This window comes from Microcoleus sp. EPA2 (assembly GCA_020882975.1).
In the GTDB taxonomy this organism is placed as follows: domain Bacteria; phylum Cyanobacteriota; class Cyanobacteriia; order Cyanobacteriales; family Microcoleaceae; genus Microcoleus.
The window spans coordinates 1-21862 of the sequence record JAHRFD010000020.1; the positions used below are offsets into that span (position 1 = coordinate 1).

12 protein-coding genes, 1 other RNA gene, 1 pseudogene and 1 CRISPR repeat array (1 of these 15 cut by a window edge) are annotated in these 21862 nt (G+C 44.3%); of the genes and pseudogenes, 5 read left to right on the plus strand and 9 right to left on the minus strand.

The window, feature by feature from the left end; genetic code table 11:
• The first annotated feature begins 383 nt into the window (after positions 1 to 383).
• Entirely contained in the window at positions 384 to 2459 is a 2076-nt protein-coding gene (locus tag AAFP14_RS17445; RefSeq protein WP_341733506.1) for a sensor histidine kinase, read from the plus strand.
• Between the two features lie 9 nt (positions 2460 to 2468).
• Here AAFP14_RS17445 and AAFP14_RS17450 read toward each other — a convergent pair whose 3' ends face one another.
• The 6 genes from AAFP14_RS17450 to groL all read right to left on the minus strand — a co-directional run bounded on the left by AAFP14_RS17450 (position 2469) and on the right by groL (position 12736).
• The gene (locus AAFP14_RS17450) at positions 2469 to 3602 is read right to left on the minus strand and encodes a Gfo/Idh/MocA family protein (protein WP_341733507.1); all 1134 of its coding nucleotides are present in this window, start codon (positions 3600 to 3602) and stop codon (positions 2469 to 2471) included.
• 41 nt (positions 3603 to 3643) lie between these two features.
• Positions 3644 to 4357: a ribonuclease III gene (gene rnc / locus AAFP14_RS17455; RefSeq protein ID WP_341733508.1), complete on the minus strand. Its 714-nt coding sequence runs from the start codon at positions 4355 to 4357 to the stop codon at positions 3644 to 3646.
• Positions 4358 to 4502: 145 nt separating this feature from the next.
• An RNA gene (gene rnpB / locus AAFP14_RS17460) (RNase P RNA component class A) lies at positions 4503 to 4936 on the minus strand.
• 39 nt (positions 4937 to 4975) lie between these two features.
• Positions 4976 to 6160 carry a magnesium/cobalt transporter CorA gene (corA, locus tag AAFP14_RS17465; RefSeq protein WP_341733509.1) on the minus strand — a complete coding sequence of 395 codons (1185 nt, stop codon included), beginning with the start codon at positions 6158 to 6160 and terminating at the stop codon, positions 4976 to 4978.
• A 147-nt stretch (positions 6161 to 6307) separates the two neighbouring features.
• On the minus strand, positions 6308 to 10549 hold the full coding sequence (locus tag AAFP14_RS17470) for a PAS domain S-box protein (RefSeq protein ID WP_341733510.1): 4242 nt from the start codon (positions 10547 to 10549) through the stop codon (positions 6308 to 6310).
• A gap of 477 nt (positions 10550 to 11026) precedes the next feature.
• Positions 11027 to 12736: a chaperonin GroEL gene (gene groL / locus AAFP14_RS17475; protein ID WP_341733511.1), complete on the minus strand. Its 1710-nt coding sequence runs from the start codon at positions 12734 to 12736 to the stop codon at positions 11027 to 11029.
• 525 nt (positions 12737 to 13261) lie between these two features.
• On the opposite strand from groL, the gene AAFP14_RS17480 reads away from it, so the two are divergent.
• Positions 13262 to 15010 carry an ABC transporter ATP-binding protein gene (locus tag AAFP14_RS17480; RefSeq protein ID WP_341733512.1) on the plus strand — a complete coding sequence of 583 codons (1749 nt, stop codon included), beginning with the start codon at positions 13262 to 13264 and terminating at the stop codon, positions 15008 to 15010.
• Between the two features lie 290 nt (positions 15011 to 15300).
• Here AAFP14_RS17480 and AAFP14_RS17485 read toward each other — a convergent pair whose 3' ends face one another.
• Complete coding sequence (locus tag AAFP14_RS17485) at positions 15301 to 15615, minus strand: transposase family protein (protein WP_341733513.1); 315 nt, start codon at positions 15613 to 15615, stop codon at positions 15301 to 15303.
• 209 nt (positions 15616 to 15824) lie between these two features.
• Here AAFP14_RS17485 and AAFP14_RS17490 point away from each other — a divergent pair.
• The 3 genes and pseudogenes from AAFP14_RS17490 to hpsP form a co-directional block, all read left to right on the plus strand.
• Positions 15825 to 16161, plus strand: a pseudogene (locus tag AAFP14_RS17490) (RNA-guided endonuclease TnpB family protein); the annotation flags it as partial.
• Positions 16091 to 16261, plus strand: a complete 171-nt coding sequence (locus AAFP14_RS17495; RefSeq protein WP_341733581.1) for a hypothetical protein — start codon at positions 16091 to 16093, stop codon at positions 16259 to 16261. The pseudogene AAFP14_RS17490 and the gene AAFP14_RS17495, both read left to right, overlap by 71 nt.
• A gap of 64 nt (positions 16262 to 16325) precedes the next feature.
• Positions 16326 to 17504, plus strand: coding sequence for a hormogonium polysaccharide biosynthesis glycosyltransferase HpsP (gene hpsP / locus AAFP14_RS17500; RefSeq protein WP_341733514.1), 1179 nt, complete (start codon positions 16326 to 16328; stop codon positions 17502 to 17504).
• A 12-nt stretch (positions 17505 to 17516) separates the two neighbouring features.
• On the opposite strand, the gene AAFP14_RS17505 is transcribed toward hpsP, so the two are convergent.
• A complete protein-coding gene (locus AAFP14_RS17505) occupies positions 17517 to 19481 on the minus strand; it encodes a TerD family protein (protein WP_341733515.1) in 1965 nt (654 codons plus the stop codon).
• 203 nt (positions 19482 to 19684) lie between these two features.
• Positions 19685 to 20092 (minus strand): DUF4359 domain-containing protein, encoded by a 408-nt coding sequence (locus AAFP14_RS17510; protein ID WP_341733516.1) that lies wholly within the window; start codon positions 20090 to 20092, stop codon positions 19685 to 19687.
• Between the two features lie 469 nt (positions 20093 to 20561).
• A CRISPR array of direct repeats spans positions 20562 to 21862; the repeat unit is 36 nt; unit sequence GTGCTCAACGCCTTACGGCATCAAAGGTTTAATCAC (it continues 444 nt past the right edge of the window).

Sequence of the window (21862 nt, forward strand, 5' to 3'; positions counted from 1 at the left end):
AAAAGTCGGGATGGGGAATCGCCACGACTCTAAACGGGCGCAGAGGGATTGTAAGACTATGAAAGGTAGCAGAACCCTGTGAAGCGTCAAGAATCACCGTGGCTTTAGCCCGGTGAGTATTTCAACCATCCTACCATTCGAGCTTACCGATGCCCCTTGGGTCTAGGACTGAGTGAATTAGCCGCAATACCTCTTCCTTTAGGAGAGATCCCAGATCGATCGCCTGACCCAATCAAGGACCGTGGCTCCTATAATTATGCTTAACTATTCTTGTGAAGCTGTGTTGTCTCTTCAGCAAAGTACCCTTGACAGATCCGCCAGTCGGTCTGCTTTGTTGCACTATGGTCGTTGTTAGGTGTCGCACCTTAATTTAGAAATGTCCTATGGTTAAGTTAGGTCAATCCTCCTTTCGCCGTATTTTACTGTCGCGGATTTTGTTGCTCAGCGTACCCGTTCTACTGGTGGGGGAGTATGTTACCTATCGCAAAGCACGATCGACGCTTCTGGAAACAGCACGTCAAAATCTGACCGAAAGTGCCGTCAGAAAAGCAGAAACTATTGAACAGTGGGCCAAATCACTCAGATCTAATCTGATCGGCGCTTCGGAAAGCTCCATACTACAGTCTGTAGAACCCAAAGATTATCAAAAGTTTATCGCGCAGCTAGGGCAGCGGTTGCCCACTCAGGTAGATTGCGTGCAATTGACTAATTTGCAGACAAATCAAGTTATCGCCAGCACCTGTGGACCTCTTCCCATTCTGTCAAAGTCGCCCCCTGCTAATTTTTGGCCGCAGCAACAGCAGCAACAGGCTCTACTGGACGACAAGAGCGTCTACATCAGTCTGTCTTGGCCAGATATACAGCAGGAGAAAACTAAAGACAAAAATCCCCTTTCCTCTACTGCTAAGTTTTCCGATTCCAGCAAGGAGGGCCAAGAGGGGAAGGAAAGTCAGGTGAGTTTGGTGTTGAGTGCCCCCGTTTACACTCGTCGTGGCAATAGTCGCCAATTGAGTTATGCTCTGAGTTTGCAGTCCTCCTTGCCAGTCCAAACCAGTGCTCCCAAGGGCTCTCTGGCTGGCTATACCGTGGCGATCGACCAAGATGGGACCATTTTGGCTCACCCCAATATTGACCGCGTAGGACGCAATATCGACCAGGAAGCCGATGCCGATCGCCTCAAGAGTCTCCTCAAAAGGGCGATCGCCGGAGGACAAGCTTTTTTACACCTATTTTCCTTTGAAAAAAATGGCGTAGAATTGCTCGCTGGCTACGCTGCTATCCCCAGCCCTTTAACTCAAAAAGAAAACAGCAAATGGATTATCTTAGCTGTCTCCCGTTTGGATTACGCCTTGTCCGGTTTGGAAGAAATTCAGCAGGTTTTATTTAATCTGATTGTGGGCTTAATAGGCGCTAGTATCATCGCCACTTTATATTTGTCTCGCGACTTAGCTCGTCCTTTGGAAAAACTCAGAGACTACGCCCTAAAAGTAGACACAGAAGCACCACAAGCAGTCCCACAAAATCTCAAAATTCGCGAATTCAATCAATTAGCCGATGCCCTCAACAGTATGGTCGGTCGCCTCAAATCCTGGGCAGACGAATTGGAAGTTGCCACCAAGGAAGCAAAAGTTGCCAATCAGTTAAAAGATGAGTTTTTGCGCAATATTTCTCACGAATTGAGAACCCCGCTCAATGGGATTATTGGTTTTCTGCAAATTGTACGAGACGGCTACTGCGATGACCGAGAGGAGGAAATGGATTTTTTGCAGCGAGCTCACGACTCGGCTATGCAGTTACTAAATATCATTAATGATATTTTGGATATTGCTAAAATCGAAGCCGGTTCCTTCTCGCTGATGTTTGAAGTAATCGATCTGAATGAGGTCTTGGAAGATGCTGTTGAATTACAGGCTATTCCGATTAAGGAAAAAGGTTTGAAGTTACATTTGCCCCTCGCTCGCCCTCCTATTACTGTTTATGCAGACCCGGAAAAACTCAAGCAGGTGTTTTTAAATGTCTTGAGCAATGCTGTGAAATTTACCGAATTCGGCAGCATTACTATATCCATAAACCTTGAATCTAACAAAATCAAAACTCCCGATCCACTCAACGGGAATCTCGGAGAAAATATCCCCAGCGTTAGCGACGATCGCGAATCGGTGGTAGTGACTATTAAAGATACGGGAATTGGTATTGAGCCTGAACAACAGCAAAAATTATTTCAGCCTTTTGTCATGGTTGATGGCTCTACTACTCGCCGATTTGGTGGTAATGGCTTGGGCTTGGCTATCTCTCGAAAAATCATGGAATCTATGAGAGGGAGTATTACCATCCACAGTGCGGGTATCAATCAAGGTGCGACTGTAGTAATTTCTTTACCTGTTACTCAGCAATCAAATGCTGCTGTTGACAACCCGGATTTACTCAAAGAAAATGTCATGTTTAAAGGTTTTGATTGATAACGGAAATTAGAGGCTAATAGTTAATGGTTGTCCGTCGAGTTCTAAGGATTGGCTCAAAGCGCTAAGAATGCGGATTAATTGGACGGACTGGGAGCCGGAAGATGTTGGGCAGGGAGTATTTGTTTGGACGCAATGGAGGAAGCGATCGCACACTTGACGCAGGGGTTCCACTGGCTCTAAACTCAATATTTCCCGATTTTTGATGATAGTTGGCTCGGCTGCACGAACCCTTCCCAAACTATTTTCTTCACCCCCAACATCTGAATTCCCTCGGTATAAAATTAGGGGTGTTTCTGGCGACATTTCATCAAAAATCAAAGTTCCTAAACTGCCAACAACGGTTAAGCGGCGCTGTTTGTCGGGATTTAGCCAGCACAGGTGAATGAATGCTTGAAATCCGTCTGGGTAGGTGAGTGTTACCCAAACTAAATCTGCTAGTCCTTCCAAAGAATTTTGGGGAAGGTCAGGCGGACATTTCCCCCCTTGGGAAGGGGGGGTTTGCCTTCTAAATTCCCCCCTTGGGGGGGGCGAGGGGGGGGTTGCCTTCTGAAATACACTACCCATGGCCCTTACTTGAACTGGGGTTTGTGCCAGCCAGGTATTGAAAATAGCAATATCATGAACGGCTAAATCCCAAAGGGCATCAACATCGTGCCGCACGGGTTCGAGATGGGTGCGCTGGGCGTAACCGTAGCGCAAATTTCCCAGTTGATGTTGTTGAATAATTGCTTGACCTCTATCAACTCCTGGATGAAATAGATAAGTGTGATCCACGAAGAGTTGGCGCTGCTGTTTTTCGGCTAATTGGCAGAGTTCTAGGGCTTCATCGCTGTTGAGGGCGAGGGGTTTTTCTACCAAGACGTGGTAGCCACTGTTGAGTGCTGCGGCTGTGAGGGTATAGTGGGTAGAGGCGGGAGTGGCGATCGCCACTGCTTCTAGCCCTGGCAATTCCTGCACTTGGGCCCAATCACCAGCTAAAATTACATTTTCATTGAGATTAAACAGTGTTTTGACTGCTGCCAAGGAATCTGGATTTTGGTCTACAATCGCTAAAACTTCGCTGTTTGGATGTTCTAAAAAGTTGCGAATTAGATTGACTCCCCAGCGGCCAGCACCCAATACAGCTATTCCGATTTTCATGGATTATTAATTTTTACTAATATCGTCTCCGGTTTTATTAACTACTGACTACTAACTAATTTATTAAAAGCAGCCTGAGCCGCAGCTTGTTCTGCCGCTTTGATCGATCGACCTTTGCCCTCGGCTAGTAACTCTTCCTGAAGTCGAACTTGTGCGGTAAAACGATCCTCACCACCCTGGACTGTACCAGTTTCTTTTACACTATATTTTGGCAAAATTTTGTATTTACCTTGAGTCAATTCCTGGAGAGCAGCTTTGTAGTTTTGGCGGGCCGGATCGTTGCGGATTTCCGTTGCTAGCCGTTGAAAGTGAAGGTCTAACCAAGGGCGAATTAATTCTAAGGTGTGGGTACTCAAATAAAGGGCAGCCAGTAAGGCTTCTAGGGCATCTGCTAGCCGGCTTTCCGCCCCTGTTTTGTCGCTGGCTGCACTGCTGGCAACAATCAAATAGCGATCGAATCCGTAACTTTCAGCAATTTTTGACAAAATGCGATCGCTCACCAGGATCGATCGAATCGCCGCAAATTCCCCCACTACACAATCAGGATAAATCTCGAACAACAATTCCGATGCCGCCAGCCGCACCACAGCATCACCGACAAATTCTAACTGTTCGTAATTTGCTTTAGCTGATGCACTCGAATGAGTCAAAGCTAAATCTACTAGATGCCATTTAATACAATGCTTCTGGGAGATTCCTATTTTTTCTACTAATTTTTCAAGTTCTTTTTGGCGAGCTGGATAAACAAGATTCATCTTAAATTTATTAGTGGTTATTGGTGATTAATTATTGGTTATTGGTTGTTTGTTATTAGTTATTAGTTATTAATTATTGGTTATTGGTTGTTTCATCTCCGTTACCTCCATTACCGCACTTCCTGTTGCTGGGGATTTTTTGGGGGGAAAAAGTTGGACATAAGCCGGGTTCTGTTCTCTCAACTGCAAGCAATTTTCGAGGGCAGTTATCTATCTGGGACGCCTGTTACCAGACGCCTCAAGCGGTACCCAAAAACGGAACTGGTAAAAAACCAACCATAGTTCCTCCGACCTTGCTCCCAACCGGGGTTTACCGAGCCAGCACCTCTCGATGCTGCTGGTGCGCTCTTACCGCACCTTTGCACCCTTACCAAATTAGTTGTTGCTTCCTAGTCTCAAGTCCTCAGTTACTTACTAACGACCCATGACTGCTGACTAATCACTAATTGGCGGTATCTTTCTGTGGCACTCTCCTCACGATCGCTCGCACTGGGCGTTACCCAGCAAGTTTGGTTTTTCGGGAGCCCGGACTTTCCTCAGACTAACTTTCATTAATCCGCAACCGCCTGCGCCTACTTTTTCCCCAAATTTATTGTACGCGATCGTTCGCCAATCAATTTAGGATTTTAGATTTCCGTCATCTTTAATAGTAGAAAAATTTTCAAACCAGCCCCGCCTCCAAAAAAAGTAAACTAAAGAAGAGGCGATCGTCACCATCAGCCCCCAACAAAGGGGATAACCAAAATACCAATTCAGCTCTGGCATATTCAAGGGCGATTTTTCAGTATTAAAATTCATGCCATACACTCCCACAACAAAGGTTAGGGGAATAAAAATGCTAGAAATCACTGTCAATAATTTCATGATTTCATTCATTTTGTTGCCAACTGAGGATAGATAAACATCCATTAAACCCGAAGCCAATTCTCGATAAGTCTCCACCATATCCATCACCTGCACTGTATGGTCATAACAGTCTCGCAGATAAATTCGCACCTCTGGACTAATCAAATCACTGCTATCTCGAATTAGCGCATTAATTGCATCCCGCTGTGGCCAAATGGCGCGACGGAGAGTCAGCAATTCTCTGCGGATTTTATAGATTTTTTCCAGGGTTTTACGGGTGGGCTTGACTACCACTTCGTCCTCTAATTCTTCAATCAGCTCTCCATAAACTTCTAATACTGGGAAGAATCCATCGATAATCGAATCTAAGAGAGTATAAGCCAGATAATCTGCTCCGTGCTTGCGAATACTTCCTTGTCCTTTGCGGATGCGATCGCGCACCGGGTCAAAACAATCATAGTCCGGCTCTTCCTGAACAGTTAGCAAGTAATGTTTACCCAAAATTAAACTCACTTGTTCTTTATGAAAATTAAATGAATTAGGCTTAATCATTACCATCCATGCAATAATTAAAAGATGGTCTTCATAGTCTACTACCTTCGGTCGCTGGGGAACATTAACTACATCTTCTTGGGTCATCAGATGCAAATTAAATATTTGACCCATTTGCCGCCAAGTTTCTTTATTTCCCAATCCCAACATATCCACCCAAGATACAGATTCTGTATCTAAATACGCAGCAGCTTCTTGAGGATTTACCAATTTGGAGCGAGTAGCTGTTGCTTCGGAATAGTCAATTAACACAATATCGGGAGGTGGTGCGCCCGGTTCTAAGTCCAGAGTTCCCGGCGGAGCCCCCGGATCGTCATAAAAATAATCAACGTAGGAATCATCATCATCATCATCTTTAATTTGTTTGCCAACACCACTAGATGTATTTATGCCTTTGTATACCATGTTGATATTTCCCAGTTTTAGTTACTATCTTTATTTGATATGATATCATGCCCTAATAACCACTAACCAATAACTAATAACAAATAACCAATAACTAATAACAAATAACCAATAACCAACAACCAATAACCAATAACCAATAACAAATTATCTTTGTCGAATAGGAATTTCGATCGCAAATTCTGTCCCTCCTCCCGGCGCAGAAATGCAGCGCAGGGAGCCACAGTGTCTTTCTACTACAATCTGATAACTGATTGAAAGTCCCAAACCAGTACCTTTTCCCACAGGTTTAGTAGTGAAAAATGGATCGAATATCCGAGATTTAACAGATTCTTCCATTCCCGGACCATTATCCGAAATTGCGATCGCCACCCGATTGCTTTCCACAACTTCCGTGCGAATCCGAATGCAAGGTGATGGGTTGGAAGTTATAGGTACTGGTACACCAGGAACATCTTGCCCTTGCGTTGGGGAACCACTAGCCACTTTCAACTTCCGATGTCTGACATCTGCTAAAGCATCGATCGCATTACTTAAAACATTCATAAACACTTGATTTAGCTGTCCAGCATAGCACTGTACCAGTGGCAGTTCGCCATATTCTTTAACTATTTCAATGGGGCGAACTCTACCATTTTCTTTGAGTTTATGTTGTAAGATTAACAAAGCACTATCAATCCCTTCATGAATATCCACACGTTTAATATCTGATTCTTCTAGACGCGAAAAATTTCGCAAAGATAAGACTATTTTTCCGATGCGATCGGCTCCTATTTGAATTGAATTAAGCAGATGTGGAAAATCCTCTTTCATAAATTCTACTTCTATTTCTTCCGCAAAATCAGCGATTTTAGAAACTGGTTGTGGGTAATATTCTTGGTATAAACAACACAGTTTCAACAGATTGTTTGCATACTCGCGAGCGTAGGTGACATTACCGTAAATAAAACTTACAGGGTTATTAATTTCGTGAGCAATTCCGGCAACTAACTGTCCCAAGCCAGACATTTTTTCAGCTTGAATTAGTTGAGATTGAGTTTTTCCTAGTTGATTCAAAGCTTGCTTGAGTTCGTAATTTTTATCTCTCAATTTAGATTCAGCTTGTTTTCGGAGGGTGATGTTGCGAGAAATAATAATCAGTTGATTTACCTTAAAAGGCATAAATCGTGCTTCATAAATTTGTGGTTCTTCCGTTGTATCTAAGGAATATTCTAAGGTGACAGAGGTCTTATTTTCTAATGTTTTAATAATAGATTGTTCAAATTGGGGTGCTACATTGATCGGCAAAACATCTAACATTTTTTTGCCCACAAAATCTTCGACAGGAATGTAAAGATCCGATGAATTGCCTGAGAGATAATCCAAGATAACCCCATCAGCATTGAGTCGGAAGTACAAATCGGGTAGAGCGCGAAAAACAGCTTCTAACTCCGAAGTTTTTTGTTGCAGGGCTTCTTGAGCATAGTAGCGATCGCTAATATCAAAAATTACCCCATCCAAACAATAAACGCTTCCATCTTCATCAAATACAGGAGAACCTTTATCCCACACCCATTTAATCGTGCCGTCTGCCGCCAGCAGGCGATATTCCAAGCTGTAAGACTGTTTATTTTCTATTGCCCTCCGAATAGTAGCTTCAACTTGCTCCAAATCTTCCGCATAAATAACGCTGGCAAAAGTCCGAGAAACCCTGTCGGAAAGCAATCTAAAATCCGCAGCCGGATAACCAGTGAGCGAGTAAACGGCATCGCTAATAAAACTGACACAAAAATCGCACCACCACCGATAAACTACTCCGGGAATATTAGCTACCAAAGACCTAAATCTGGCTTCGCTTCTACGCAAGGCGGCTTCAGATTTATGGCGTTCAGTAATATCATGAGCGAAAGACAGCACTGCAAATATATTACCTTCCTGGTCTCGAAGAGGGACTTTTTGGGTATCAAAAATATGTATCGAGCCATCAGCAAATGTTGCTGGTTCGCAGGGATTATGAATGATTTCACCAGCCAATACTGCCAAGTCGTCTTTGCGTATTTCTTGAAGATTTTCCGCACCATTATCAATTATGATATCTTCTTCAATAACCAGTTCTAAATCCGATTTGCCAATAATTTGCTCGACAGTTTTACCAATACCTTTAGCGAAGCTATTGTTTGCTAAAATACATCTAAAATTTAGATCTTTGGCAAAAATCCAATCACTGCTTTTGTCAAGGACTGTGCGCAACAGTTGTTCGGAACGTTCGGTTTGTTCCAAGGCTAGCTTTAGTTCTAATTCTAGGGTTTTGCGATCGGTAATGTTTTCAAAAGCTACGCCGACGCAGTTGTTGGGTAAGGGAAAAGCTTTTATAGAAAAAGCGCGGGTTATGCGATCGCTTTCATCACACTCAAGATCTTCAATTTCTAAGGCTTTTTGACTACGAATTACCGATGCAAATGCTTGGGGAATATTTTTCGCACGCCACTTGGGAAAAATCTCGTCTATTGTCATTCCCAGAACATCTGCCATTTCTAATCCCGTAAACTTGGTAGCAGCGGGATTGGAGGCGATCGCCCTTAAGGTCCTGTCATCCTCAATATTTTCTAAATGGTAGACGTACAAACCTATTTGCATATTTTCAACAATTTGGTCGTAGAGACGAACACTTTCATCTACCTGTCGGCGTTCCGTGATATCTTCAGTAATGCCCAAAACATATTGAGGATTACCTTTCGAGTCAAGAATAGGCACTTTCCTCGTGTGCAGTATTCTCATACCTTTGTGGCGAGTTTGAAATGGTTCTTCGACAATTTCGGTGACGCGGGGCTGGTTGTGAGAACTCGTCAAAATTTCCCGATCTTGAGCTGTGGAAACATCTGCTTGTTCTTTGGGATAAATATCGTAGTCATTTTTGCCGATCGCCTCGGCGGAAGTAACACCTGCGATCGTCTCTCCCGCTTTATTCCACAGCACAAATCTCAGGGAGGAAGCATCTTTCGCAAACACCCCCACCGGCAGATTTTCTACCACTGAAGTGAGGAATGCTCTAGCAGATTTTAATTCAGCTTCTGCACGCTTGCGTTCGATGCCTAAAGCAATGACATCAGCCACCGATGCTATAGTTTCCAGAAAAGCTTCTGTCATCGGTTGATCGCTAACAATTCCCATGACTCCCACTAAGCGTTCTTCGACAATCAAGGGGTAGCCAGAAAAAGTTATAAGAGATTTTTGGGGACTGTAATTATGTCGCACTTTGGGATTGTTAACAGTTGCTAATTCCACACACTCTCCACTTGTTAACCCCCCTAATTGTTGGGGATTAATATGAAAATTATCCGGCTCAAATGAACAGTCAATTTGAGGTTGTTTGCTGTTGGCAATCTGATTAACTTTACCTTCAACAAAGCGTGCCATATTGTCTTGGTCGCTATAACTTCCGGCTGATGCCTGGATTTCGAGGATATTTTCTTGAGAGTTGAAAGTCCAAATTTTAGCAGAGACCACATCCAAATTTTGAACCATTGCCTCACAGCAGGGCATCAAGATATCTTGAGGGTATTTAGTGAGAGCAATCCCGACATCAGCTACCATTGCTGTCAATCTAGTAGCTTGGGATTGTGCCGCTTCTAACAATTTGCGTTCGGTGATATCTTCCACCAAAGAAAGTACCGTAAAATTATCCCCACTGCGAATAATAGAGTTGAACCAATGGCACCAAATAACTTTGCCACTTTTAGTATAATTTCGATTAATTGAAGTATTGGCTTTACCGGTTGCTAGTTCGAGTTGGAGCGCAGTTACAGCCTCGATATCTTGCTCGCAAACCAAAGCCAAGTCGCCGAATTCCCTACCCATCATCTCCTCAGATGTCCAGCCAAAGATGTCTTCAGCCCGTTTAGACCACTGAACTATCCGAAAATTTTCATCCCAGCCTACCATTGCCAGGGGACTATTAGCAGCGTTTAACCAAAGTAAATGATTCGAGTGGCGCAACTGTTGACTTTTCTGCTGCTGCCAGCGGTAGTGCCTAGTGATATCTCGACCCACACCGAAAACCCGCATTTGATTGCTAGAAGTATCCACCACTGGCGTGTAAGTCGTCTCATAAATTTTAATCCCGCCATCTCTCTCCATTACCTCGTGAATTGCCAGCTTTTTTTCCCCTGCAATCAATACTTGTTTGAGGCAGGAATCGATTTGGGAGATAATGTTTTTTAGAGCAGCACTATTGGGATATAATTTCAATAAATCTTGATTGGTTTTGTTGACTATTTCAGCAGGCTCTAATCCCATCCAAGCAGCAGCAATAGGATTAACAGATAGATACTTTTGCTGTCCATCGCACTCTAGGAAAGCATCAACAGAGTTAGATAAAAAAGACTGAAACCAGTTGATAACTTCCTGCATGGGTATTTTTTGATAGCTTGCAAGTTAAGCTTTATATTTTTGGTGACATCTGCTATACCAACATGAGTACAGGTAGTTGTGCTGCCCAAGGATTGTCTAGCCGAAGTATGTTGCCGGGATTCCGACGCAAAAATCTAAAATTAGTTTAACTCACTGAAATATTTTTGAACACTGTACTGCTGCGGTGTATGGTGCTATTTTCAGCCCAACAATCCATGATACAAAAATTTTTAAGAAATTGTATTTATTTGAATATAACTTAATACTAAAGCAGATTCTAACTTTTTACACAAGATGTAGGCGATACAAAATGGAGAGGTAGAGGTCGGAAAGCCTGTTATTGATATCGATCGCAGATTCTTATTTCACAGTTGTTTCACAGTTGTACCCGGTTTCTGGAGGTAATATCCTGATTGGATATTGATAGCGCGCCAGAAACCGGGTTTATTAGGTGGATAGTGCGTCCCTGGTGATGAACTACATCATGCCCATGCCGCCCATGCCGCCCATGCCGCCCATGCCGCCCATGCCGCCCATGCCGCCCATGCCGCCCATGCCGCCCATGCCGCCCATGCCGCCCATGTCGCCCATGTCACCACCAGCTTTTTTCTTCTCTGGTTTTTCGACAATCACAGCTTCAGTGGTTAACACCATACCAGCAATGGAACCAGCATTCTGTAGAGCCGATCGCACTACCTTAGCAGGGTCAATAATCCCCGCCGCAATCAGATCTTCGTAGACATCGGTAAGAGCATTGTAACCAAAGTTCAACTCGCTACCACGGACACCCTCGATGACGATGGAACCTTCAACGCCTGCATTATCAGCGATTTGACGCAAAGGTGCTTCCAAAGCTTTCGCAACCAAATCAGCGCCAAGCTGTTCTTCTGCGTCTAAAGTATTTCTGATCGCCTCTATCTTTGTAATCAAGTGAATTAGCGTCGCGCCGCCTCCGGGAACGATACCTTCTTCCACAGCAGCTTTAGTAGCGTTCAAAGCGTCTTCAATACGCAGTTTACGGTCTTTGAGCTCGGTTTCGGTAGCAGCGCCGACTTTGATCACAGCGATGCCGCCTGCGAGTTTGGCGATGCGTTCGGTTAGTTTTTCTTTGTCATACTCCGAATCCGTCGCCTCTAGCTGTTGGCGGATTTGCACAATCCGTTTTTCCACATCAGTTTTGTGCTCTTCGCCGGCAACGATAATCGTGTTTTCTTTGTCGATCGTAATTTTGCGGGCGGTACCGAGCATTTCCAAAGTGGCGGTATCAATGCTGAGTCCGACTTCTTCGGAAATCAGTTGACCACCGGTGAGAACGGCGATATCTTGAAGCATCGCCTTGCGACGTTCGCCAAATCCGGGAGATTTGGTAGCTGCGATATTCAATACGCCACGGGCTTTGTTGACTACCAGAGTTGCCAAAGCTTCGCCTTCAATATCTTCGGCGATAATTACCAGCGGTTGACCAGCGCGAGCGATTTTTTCGAGAATGGGGACAAGTTCTTGAATCGAACTAATTTTTTTGTCGGCGATCAGGATGCGAGCGTTTTCATACTCAACTTCCATGCGATCGGTGTTGGTAACAAAATAGGGAGACAGATAACCGCGATCGTACTGCATCCCTTCGACAACTTCTAATTCTGTCAACAGAGATTTCGACTCTTCAACAGTAATTACGCCATCCTTGGTGACTTTTTCCATGGCTTGGAAAATCATTTTGCCAACTTCTTCGTCATTACCGGCGGAGACAGTGGCAACCTGAGCAATGGCATCACCTTCGACAGGTTTAGCCAATTTGGCGATTTCTAGTACCAAGTGGGCGATCGTTTTTTCAATTCCCCGGCGCAGGGCGACTGGATTTGCGCCCGCGGCGACATTCTTCAAGCCTTCACGAATCAGGGATTGAGCCAGAACGGTTGCCGTTGTTGTGCCATCGCCTGCGATATCTTTAGTTTTGGAAGCTACTTCTTGAATTAAGCGAGCGCCAGCATTTTCCAAGGGGTCTTCCAGTTCGATATCTCTAGCAACCGTGATACCATCGTTAACGATTTGGGGAGCTCCGAACTTCTTTTCCAATAAGACGTTCCGACCTTTGGGCCCCAAGGTAATGCGGACAGCATCAGCCAGTTGATTGACACCGCGTTCTAGTGCCCGCCGAGATTTGTCGCTAAATGCAACTATTTTGGTCATGTTTTGTCTCCATTTGCTTACATAGCAAATTTAGCACTCTCTGAGGCTGAGTGCTAAATCGATCGATTTTTGGTTTATTGTCCAGTCAGGTTAAACTCACCGCAGTCCACAATTCTTGCCTGTTCAGGCTGTCGGGCCTGTTCCACAAAGAGTAATTTTTTTGGTGGGGTGGGCCGGAGATCCTGCCCTAAACTGAATCGGTGTATTCGTGTCAAAATCTGTGTAGTACCTTTTTACCCATTGGTGTCAACTTAAGGTACAACCAATAGTCCGGCAGGGGTTGAAACCCCTGCCTCAACTCATTAGTCCTCTTTTAGAGGACTAATGAGTTGAGATTCTTCTCTTCAGTCCTCTTTGAGAGGACTTTCGCTATTAGACAGGGGTTTCAACCCCTGCCGGACTTGATGGATGACTAACGGACACGGGGCGGGCTGACAGCTTAAGTTAACACCTATGCTTTTTACCCTCTCGCTAAATCGAAGAGCCTTCTTCCTTCTTCCTTCTTCCTTCTTCCTTCTTCTACCTATGGCTCGTTATTCTCGACTGCAAAAACTGGGTGCTTATATGCGCCCCCACTGGAAAGCGACATTTTGGGGCGTTTTTTCCCTGCTAATTGTCAATGCTGTGGGCGTTTACATTCCCCTGCTGATTCGGAATGCAGTTGACACTCTGCAAGTTGCGATCGAATTTGACCAAGTTTTAAACTACGTGTTGCTAATTCTGGTACTCGCCTCAATCATGTGGGTAATTCGGATGGCGTCGCGGATTTTTCTATTTGGCGTGGGGCGTCAAGTCGAATTTGACCTCAAACAGAAAATATTTAATCATTTATTAACTTTAGAACCATCTTATTTTGCGGCCAATACAGTCGGAGATTTAATTAACCGCGCTACTTCCGATTTGGATAATATTCGCCGCTTGGTGGGGTTTGCGGTGCTGAGTTTGGCGAATACAGCCTTTGCTTACGCTTTAACTTTGCCCGTGATGCTGGGAATTAACGTGCGGCTGACTCTGTTGGCGATCGCCGTTTATCCTTTAATGCTAGTTTTGGTACAATTATTTAGCGACAAACTGCGCATCCAGCAGCTAGCTGTCCAGGAAGAACTGTCGGCGATGAGCGATTTGATTCAAGAAGATATGAGCGGCATTTCCGTAATTAAAATCTACGCTCAAGAAGAGAACGAACGCCGCGCTTTTGGTGATTGTAATGAAAAATTGCTCTCAGCAAATTTAGAATTAGCAAAAACCCGCAATTTTATTTTCCCCTTACTAGGCGGTTTGGCAAGTGTGAGTTTGTTAGTTTTGCTCGCTGCGGGGGGAGGTTCCATTGCTAAGGGTGAAATTAGCGTGGGAGATTTTGTCGCTTTACTGATTTATGTCGAGCGTTTGGTGTTTCCGACAGCACTTTTGGGCTTCACAATTACTGCTTATCAGCGGGGAGAAGTGAGTGTCGATCGCATCGAATCAATCCTTACCGTCGAACCCAAAATTTACGATCGGACTGATGCAATTGAACTCCCTACTCCAGTTAAAGGCGAGATAGTAGCCTGCAACCTAAATTATAAATACCCAGGTGCTAGTATCCCCGCCCTGAAAAACCTGAACTTTACCATTCAACCGGGAGAAACTGTAGCTATTGTTGGGGCCATCGGTTCTGGGAAATCAACTTTGGCGAATGCACTCCCCAGACTGCTGGATATCGAGCCAGGTGAATTATTTGTAGACGGATTAGATATTACTCAGGTAAAATTGACCGACTTGCGCGGGGCGATCGCCTACGTACCCCAAGAAAGCTTTCTCTTCGGTACTACCATCAAGAATAACATCCGCTACGGCAATCCCTCAGCAGAACAGCCAGAAATTGAACACGCCGCCCAACAAGCACAAATTCACCCAGAAATCCTCAACTTTCCCCAGCAGTACAAAACAATTGTCGGCGAGCGCGGCATTACATTATCCGGCGGACAAAGACAACGGACAGCCCTAGCTCGTGCCCTATTAGTTGACGCTCCCGTACTCATTTTAGATGATGCTTTATCCAGCGTTGACAATCAAACTGCTACCAACATTTTAAAGAATTTGGCAACCGGAACCGATCGCAAAACAGTCATCTTTATCTCCCATCAAATGTCAGCGGCTGCTAGTGCCGATCGCATTTTTGTGATGGAAAAAGGAGAAATTGTCCAAGTAGGAACTCACAAAGAATTAGTAGGGCAACAAGGGCTATATCAATATTTGTGGAACCAGCAACAACTAGAGGAGTTATTGCATTAATGGGGCATCGGGCATGGGGAACCCCTATTCCCTGTTCCCTGTTCCCCCTTCCCCTTTCCCTTTCCTCTTTCCCCCCTTGGGGGGCAGGGGGAGGGTGGATTAATTCTCGAAAAAATAAACTAAGCCGATCGGGCAATGCGCGAGTGCTACGTGAAGGATTTAACTGGTTTGTCACGGGTCAAAAAACCGAAAAGCAACTCACTGATATTTTCAACTTGGTTAGCCATCAATAAATTGACTAGCTGACCAGTCCAGACTACTTAAATAATAGTGTGATTCATGGAAATAAACTAATCGACGCCGACTTTTTTTACCTTTCCATCTGCTGCCACTTCTGAAAAAAGGATGGTGATAATCTCAAAATCTAATGATTGAATTATGTTTCTCAAAGTCGAGTCTGACGGAAATCTAACATCGGGTGACAGCTTAAATAATTTGATGAGGGTTGCTCGATGATTTGTGGTAAAATCAACCAAGGGCTTATAGCCCCAATATCCCGTACAACTGCCTAATAAAATTATTGTTAGTATCAGCCATAAAGGATGTCTGATTCCTCTCGGTTGTCGATGGTCGGGAACAGATTTAATTGCTTCAATTAAGTTCATTGTTGATGCACTCCATGACTGATAGTCTTCCAAGTTGTGAATACCCGATCGCCTATTCTATGATACCTTTATCCTGTGACAATTAATCCACCCTGCCTTGGGGGGCTGGGGGGGTTCTTGCTTGGGAGGTTCTTGCTTAGCCTCAATAGCGCCTTAGCGGTTCAATTAATTCTTACCAAATAATTGGGTTGAAAGCCCGGTCCTTATAGAAAGAGTTTGAATGGGCAGGCAAACTTAACTCGATGGCACGTCAGGCTTCCGCTGAACGTGCCATTTTTGCTATCCAACGTTTTTTTGCTAATTGCCAAGCAAAAAAAAACAGAAAAGGGCTATCCGCAGTTCAAGAAACATACTCGCTCGGTCGAGTATAAAACGTCAGGTTGGGCGCTTTCTACCGATAAAAGATGCCTGACATTTAAAGACGGCTTTGCTGCGGGAAAATTTAAGTTAATCGGCAATCGGGACTTGCATTTTTATGCACCTGAAGAGATTAAACGAATCAGAATTGTACGTCGTGCTGACGGATACTACGCCCAATTCTGCATCCAGGAATCAATTTAAATACGGCGGGGCACGCCGAAATAAACGCTTGGGGAAAGAACAATCTCTACTCAATGGTGGCAACATCAACGAGCAAATTGACTGATTGATCCAAGAATCGTCGTGCTTTCAAGCCGAGGAGTGTCAACCTATAACAACCAGTGCTAACAATGCGAATTCTCCAAATTATTCCCTCCATTTCCCTCGTCTACGGTGGCCCCAGTCAAATGGTACTCGAACTTTCCGCAGCCCTCGCTGCTAAAAACATTGATGTCACGATTATCACCACAAATTCTAATGGAGATATCGGTCAACTTCCCTTAGATGTTCCCCTCAATCAACCCCTAGAACAAAACGGCTATCAGATTATTTATTTCCGCTGTTATCCCTGGCGCAGATATAAATTTTCCCTCTCATTATTGCAGTGGTTAAATGACCATGTACACCAATTTGACCTAGCTCATATTCATGCTCTTTTCTCACCAGTAACTACCCTCGCAGCTACCATTGCTAGATATCACCATTTACCCTATATTATCCGTCCCTGCGGTATGCTCGATCCGGCGGATTTACAGAAAAAGAAGCTGTTAAAACAGATTTATGGTACTGTTTTAGAACGTCCTAATTTATCAGGGGCCACCGCTATTCATTTCACCAGTAAAGAAGAGGCTAAAATCTCAGCAAGATTTGGTTTGGATAGCCCAGATCGGATGCCTAGGCCGCTGGATTTGGTGATTCCTTTGGGGGTGACACCCGGTTTGTTTTCTCAGAAATTGCGAGCATCTTCAGTACCAACTATCTTATTTATGTCGCGCATCGAACCGAAAAAAGGGCTGGATTTGCTACTTCCGGCTTTAGAAAGTATTTGGAAATCGCAGATTAAGTTTCATTTTATTTTGGCTGGTTCAAATCCCCAGGATGCCGAGTATGAAACAGGAATTAAACTCAAAATACATAATTCTATTTTAGCACAATGTACCACAGTTACTGGCTTTGTGAGCGGTGATTTTAAACGGGAACTATTGACAAATGCTGACTTATTTGTATTGCCTTCCTATTACGAAAACTTTGGTATTGCTGTAGCAGAAGCAATGGCTGCTGGTGTACCTGTGGTGATTTCCGATCGCGTTCATATTTCCGCAGACATACAGCAAGCAGAAGCTGGTTGGGTTGGCCCTCTGGAAGTTGGGGCGATCGCCCATTTAATCAAATCAGCACTTCTCGATCCAGATGAGCGCCAACGGCGGGGATTGAATGGCAGAGAATACGCTAACAAGCATTATAATTGGGAGGCGATCGCCCAACAAACCATTGATGCTTACCAGCACATTTTGTCACCTATTAACTAACGGGACTGAAGTTTACCTCTTACTTCTTCTCCGCCTGCGAGTTCTGGTACTACTGGTATTAGAATTATCCGGTGATGGATTGATGCTGCCATTGCTTTTAACATCAGTAGATTCAGTGTTTGGTGCACTGTTGGCAGATTTTCTTCTAATGATAACCGGAGGATTAAAACCTCGATTGCAGGGTCTTCCCAAGGAGTCAATATTCCTGCGATAATCGCAAATTATCACCTCTGCACTCGGTTCTTGACAATCATTGATAAAGGTTTTGGCTAATTGGTAATTGTTGTCATCTTTCTGCTGGGAAAACAGTTCCTTAGCTTGGTGAAAATCCGCTACTGCTTCCGATTTTGTACCCAACATACAGCGAATAGCACCTCGTTCCAAATAAGCCAAGCCATAATTAGGATTAACGCGAATAGCTTGTTCGTAACTGCCGATCGCCTTTTGTTTATCTCCCAATTCATAGTATACTTGACCGCGACCCAAATAGGCTTCTGCCAAGTTAGGATTAAATTGCAGCGCTCGATCGTAATTGTAAATGGCTTGCTGTTTGTTTCCCTGTTTTGAACTAGCGATTCCTAATCCGAGGTAAGCTTGAGGTATATTGGGATTCAAACCTAAAGCCTGATTAAAGTTGAAAATAGCCCCTGAAACATCTCCCTTCTGAATTTTCAAAGAACCTTGATTGCTGAAATTTGCAGCTTTTTGAGCGATCGCAACTCTTTGATCGATCGCAGCCTGATTCGCCCGGTAACTGGATAACTTATTTTGAGCTAGACTATAAACAGGTGTACGTGGATCGATCGCTTCTAAAAGTGCGATCGACTGCTGCCATTTAGCTTGGGACTGATGCCAAACTTCCACAGCATGAGGAGGCTTTTGCACAACCACAGCAGCCTCCATCGCCAATTTTTGCGCCCTTGCGAGACTTTCTGCGGCTTGTAAATTTTGCTCAACAGGAACCAAAGTCTGGCTAAGTTGCAGCAAATCTGCCCTTGCTTGTTGATAGCCACAGCCAGGTAAGTTAGGAATTTTATCTAAAGAAGCGATCGCTTCTTTAAGGCGTTTATGGAAACTTCTCAGCAGATTGACATCGGTTGCTGTCACAGCATTCTGGGTTTCAGCTAGCAATATTTTCGATTGCTTCAGTGTGGAATCGGCTGCTTGAGTTAAGGCGATCGCACCGGCACTGATTCCCAACACCAAAACCCCTAAACTTGCGGCTAACGCTAGGGGTATTTTAGGAATTACCCAATTAACTTGATTGTGAGTGGGCGATCGCACCGAGAGCCCCTCGCCGGCAGTTTCCGCCTCTGACTCCACCTCCAACTCCCAAGCCGGAAACTGTAAATCATCCCCTGCTGTTACCGCCGCCAATTCATTAGTAATTGGAACCTGATTATTCCTATTTGTAGGGCGATACTTGTCAACCAAACCCTGCAATCCTACTTGATATCCTTGGGATACCCCATGAAATATCCACTCTCCATTTTTTCGAGACAAATGGCCCAATTCTATAGCCGTCTCTTGCTGCCAATTCTCGGTTAATTCATATCGAACCAGTTCTTTTCCCGTATCCAAATTTAAAATTTTGATTGCAGCACTTTTGATGTTGCTAAAACTTGCATTAATTTGCTGTGCACCGTGAATTGTGACTGCAAAAGTTATGGCCTGAATTTGGGGATTAATTTTATCTAAAATCACCCCATAAGTCGTCTTATTTTTTTTACCTCCTTTGTGGCGATCGGGAATAGATTGCAGTACGGAACCATCACAGGATTTGAGATTATTGTAAAATATAAAATATTCATCATTAGGTATTTTGCCATCAGCACCTAGCATAAACGCCGAGACATCAATATCGTAGTTTTCTCCAGCCTCTGTCACCTGCCAACCCAGGGCGATCGCCATTTTTTTTAAATCCGGGGCTGCTTTAGAGAGATTAAATGTTGCACCCTGAGCTAACTGCACTGCCATCTGCTTATTTGTCAACCATCGGATTTAGTAGCGACCATCTTAATATTAATTTCCACTATAAATGTTGACTTGTAATAAGTTTTAATATTTTGAATAAGCTAGGGTAATTAGCGTAATTTAGGGAGACTTACTTACATAGAATCACCTACGTAAAAACCGGGCTTTATCCAAAACCCGGTCGATCGAATAGATTGAATTTAATGCTACTTTTGAGCTGAATTCGTAGCAGGCGGTAGACTTACAAAGTTACCAAAGACTCCCACTGTTTGATAGCTTTTTTTGCCGACTTCAGTGGTGTAAATACTGACTACCCCTAAATTTTCTCGCTGGGTTGTATTGTCGAGCAATTGTTCGATGGTACTGCGCTGGGAAGTCAGCAAATTTTTGCAACTGCCGATCAAAGTATCTGTAACACCGGTTAGAGCTTTAGGAATGCGAGAATCTTTACAGACAGTGCTTTCGAGCTCTGTTTCCAGTTTGCCAGAAGCATAAGTTAGGTATTTGTCTCTGGGAGGATTTGTAAAGGCCATACCGGTGGCGAGTATTGTCAGGGCGATCGCCACTTTGCCTACATTGCCAAAAAAATTAGAAGTTGGCTTTTGAGTATTCATTGGTTTATCAATAATCATTTTTTACCTAGCCCGGTTGAGTTATAAGCTTATCTTGATTTAAACTACACTTTCTAGGAAACGGATTTCAGAAAGGAGAGGACAGTTTTTAGATTGGAGGCAAGTTGGGAGTATGTCTCTAGCCATAGGTGTGAACTTAAGGTATAACTCATAGTCCGGCAGGGGTTGAAACCCCTGCCGATGGAGCGAAAGTCCTCTTGCATAGGACTCAAGAGAAGAATTTTCAACTCATTAGTCCTCTTTGAGAGGACTTTAGCTATTAGACAGGGGTTTCAACCCCTGTCGGACTCGCGGGATGACCAACGAACTTGGCGGGCTGACAGCTTAAGTTGACACTAATGGTCTCTAGCTTGTCCACCTTCCTTGTACCTTCCTCCTGGTGGCAAATCCGCATAAATCCCACAGATTGTCTCGATGGGTTTCAAGGAGACGAAAATTTTAAAATGTGCAGGTGCTCAACGCCTTACGGCATCAAAGGTTTAATCACGGTGATCGCCTGCCATCCCCTTCTGTCGCCCCAGAGTGCTCAACGCCTTACGGCATCAAAGGTTTAATCACGACTCAGCCGTCGCGGAACATTGATCCGATCGCCGTGCTCAACGCCTTACGGCATCAAAGGTTTAATCACACCCCCCCGCCCAACACCATCACCATCACCATCACGTGTGCTCAACGCCTTACGGCATCAAAGGTTTAATCACGAGCCTCCGACAATCGCTTGCTGCAAAGTAGGCAAGTGCTCAACGCCTTACGGCATCAAAGGTTTAATCACTTCAACTGGGGCGAGCGTCAAGAACCACATTAACCAGTGCTCAACGCCTTACGGCATCAAAGGTTTAATCACACATGAAGCAGGTTTTGTACTCTCCACGCGATTAGTGTGCTCAACGCCTTACGGCATCAAAGGTTTAATCACTTTGGGGGTATAATTACCACCCCCGGATTTTTTCTGTGCTCAACGCCTTACGGCATCAAAGGTTTAATCACTCCTGTGTTTCGATAGCGCCTTTGAGGCGGATATCGTGCTCAACGCCTTACGGCATCAAAGGTTTAATCACAACATCAATTGACGGATAGTATCAAAATGGGATAGTGCTCAACGCCTTACGGCATCAAAGGTTTAATCACTATTCTACTCGATCGCGAATCTCGCCCTGTCGCTGGTGCTCAACGCCTTACGGCATCAAAGGTTTAATCACAGCTACTTTACTCCACCCACTTTTCAACTCAGAGAGTGCTCAACGCCTTACGGCATCAAAGGTTTAATCACATCGGGCTGATGTTTTTGGAGCGCGGTATCTCAATGTGCTCAACGCCTTACGGCATCAAAGGTTTAATCACGTTGTGGCATAGGGAAAAGATAATCCACTGCTTTCGTGCTCAACGCCTTACGGCATCAAAGGTTTAATCACTTGCAGGGAGAGTACCCGCCAGTACCACAAAAAGATAGTGCTCAACGCCTTACGGCATCAAAGGTTTAATCACTTCAGGGAGTTACCCATATCGTATAACTGAAAGTTACGTGCTCAACGCCTTACGGCATCAAAGGTTTAATCACCCTAGGATTTTAAGCAATTCAATAACCCCTGTAATTGTGCTCAACGCCTTACGGCATCAAAGGTTTAATCACGTACTTTTTGTACTTTTTTTTCTTGTTTTTGGTTGTGCTCAACGCCTTACGGCATCAAAGGTTTAATCACTTGAGTTTTCGCAGGCAGACTTGGATGCGATCGACCAGTGCTCAACGCCTTA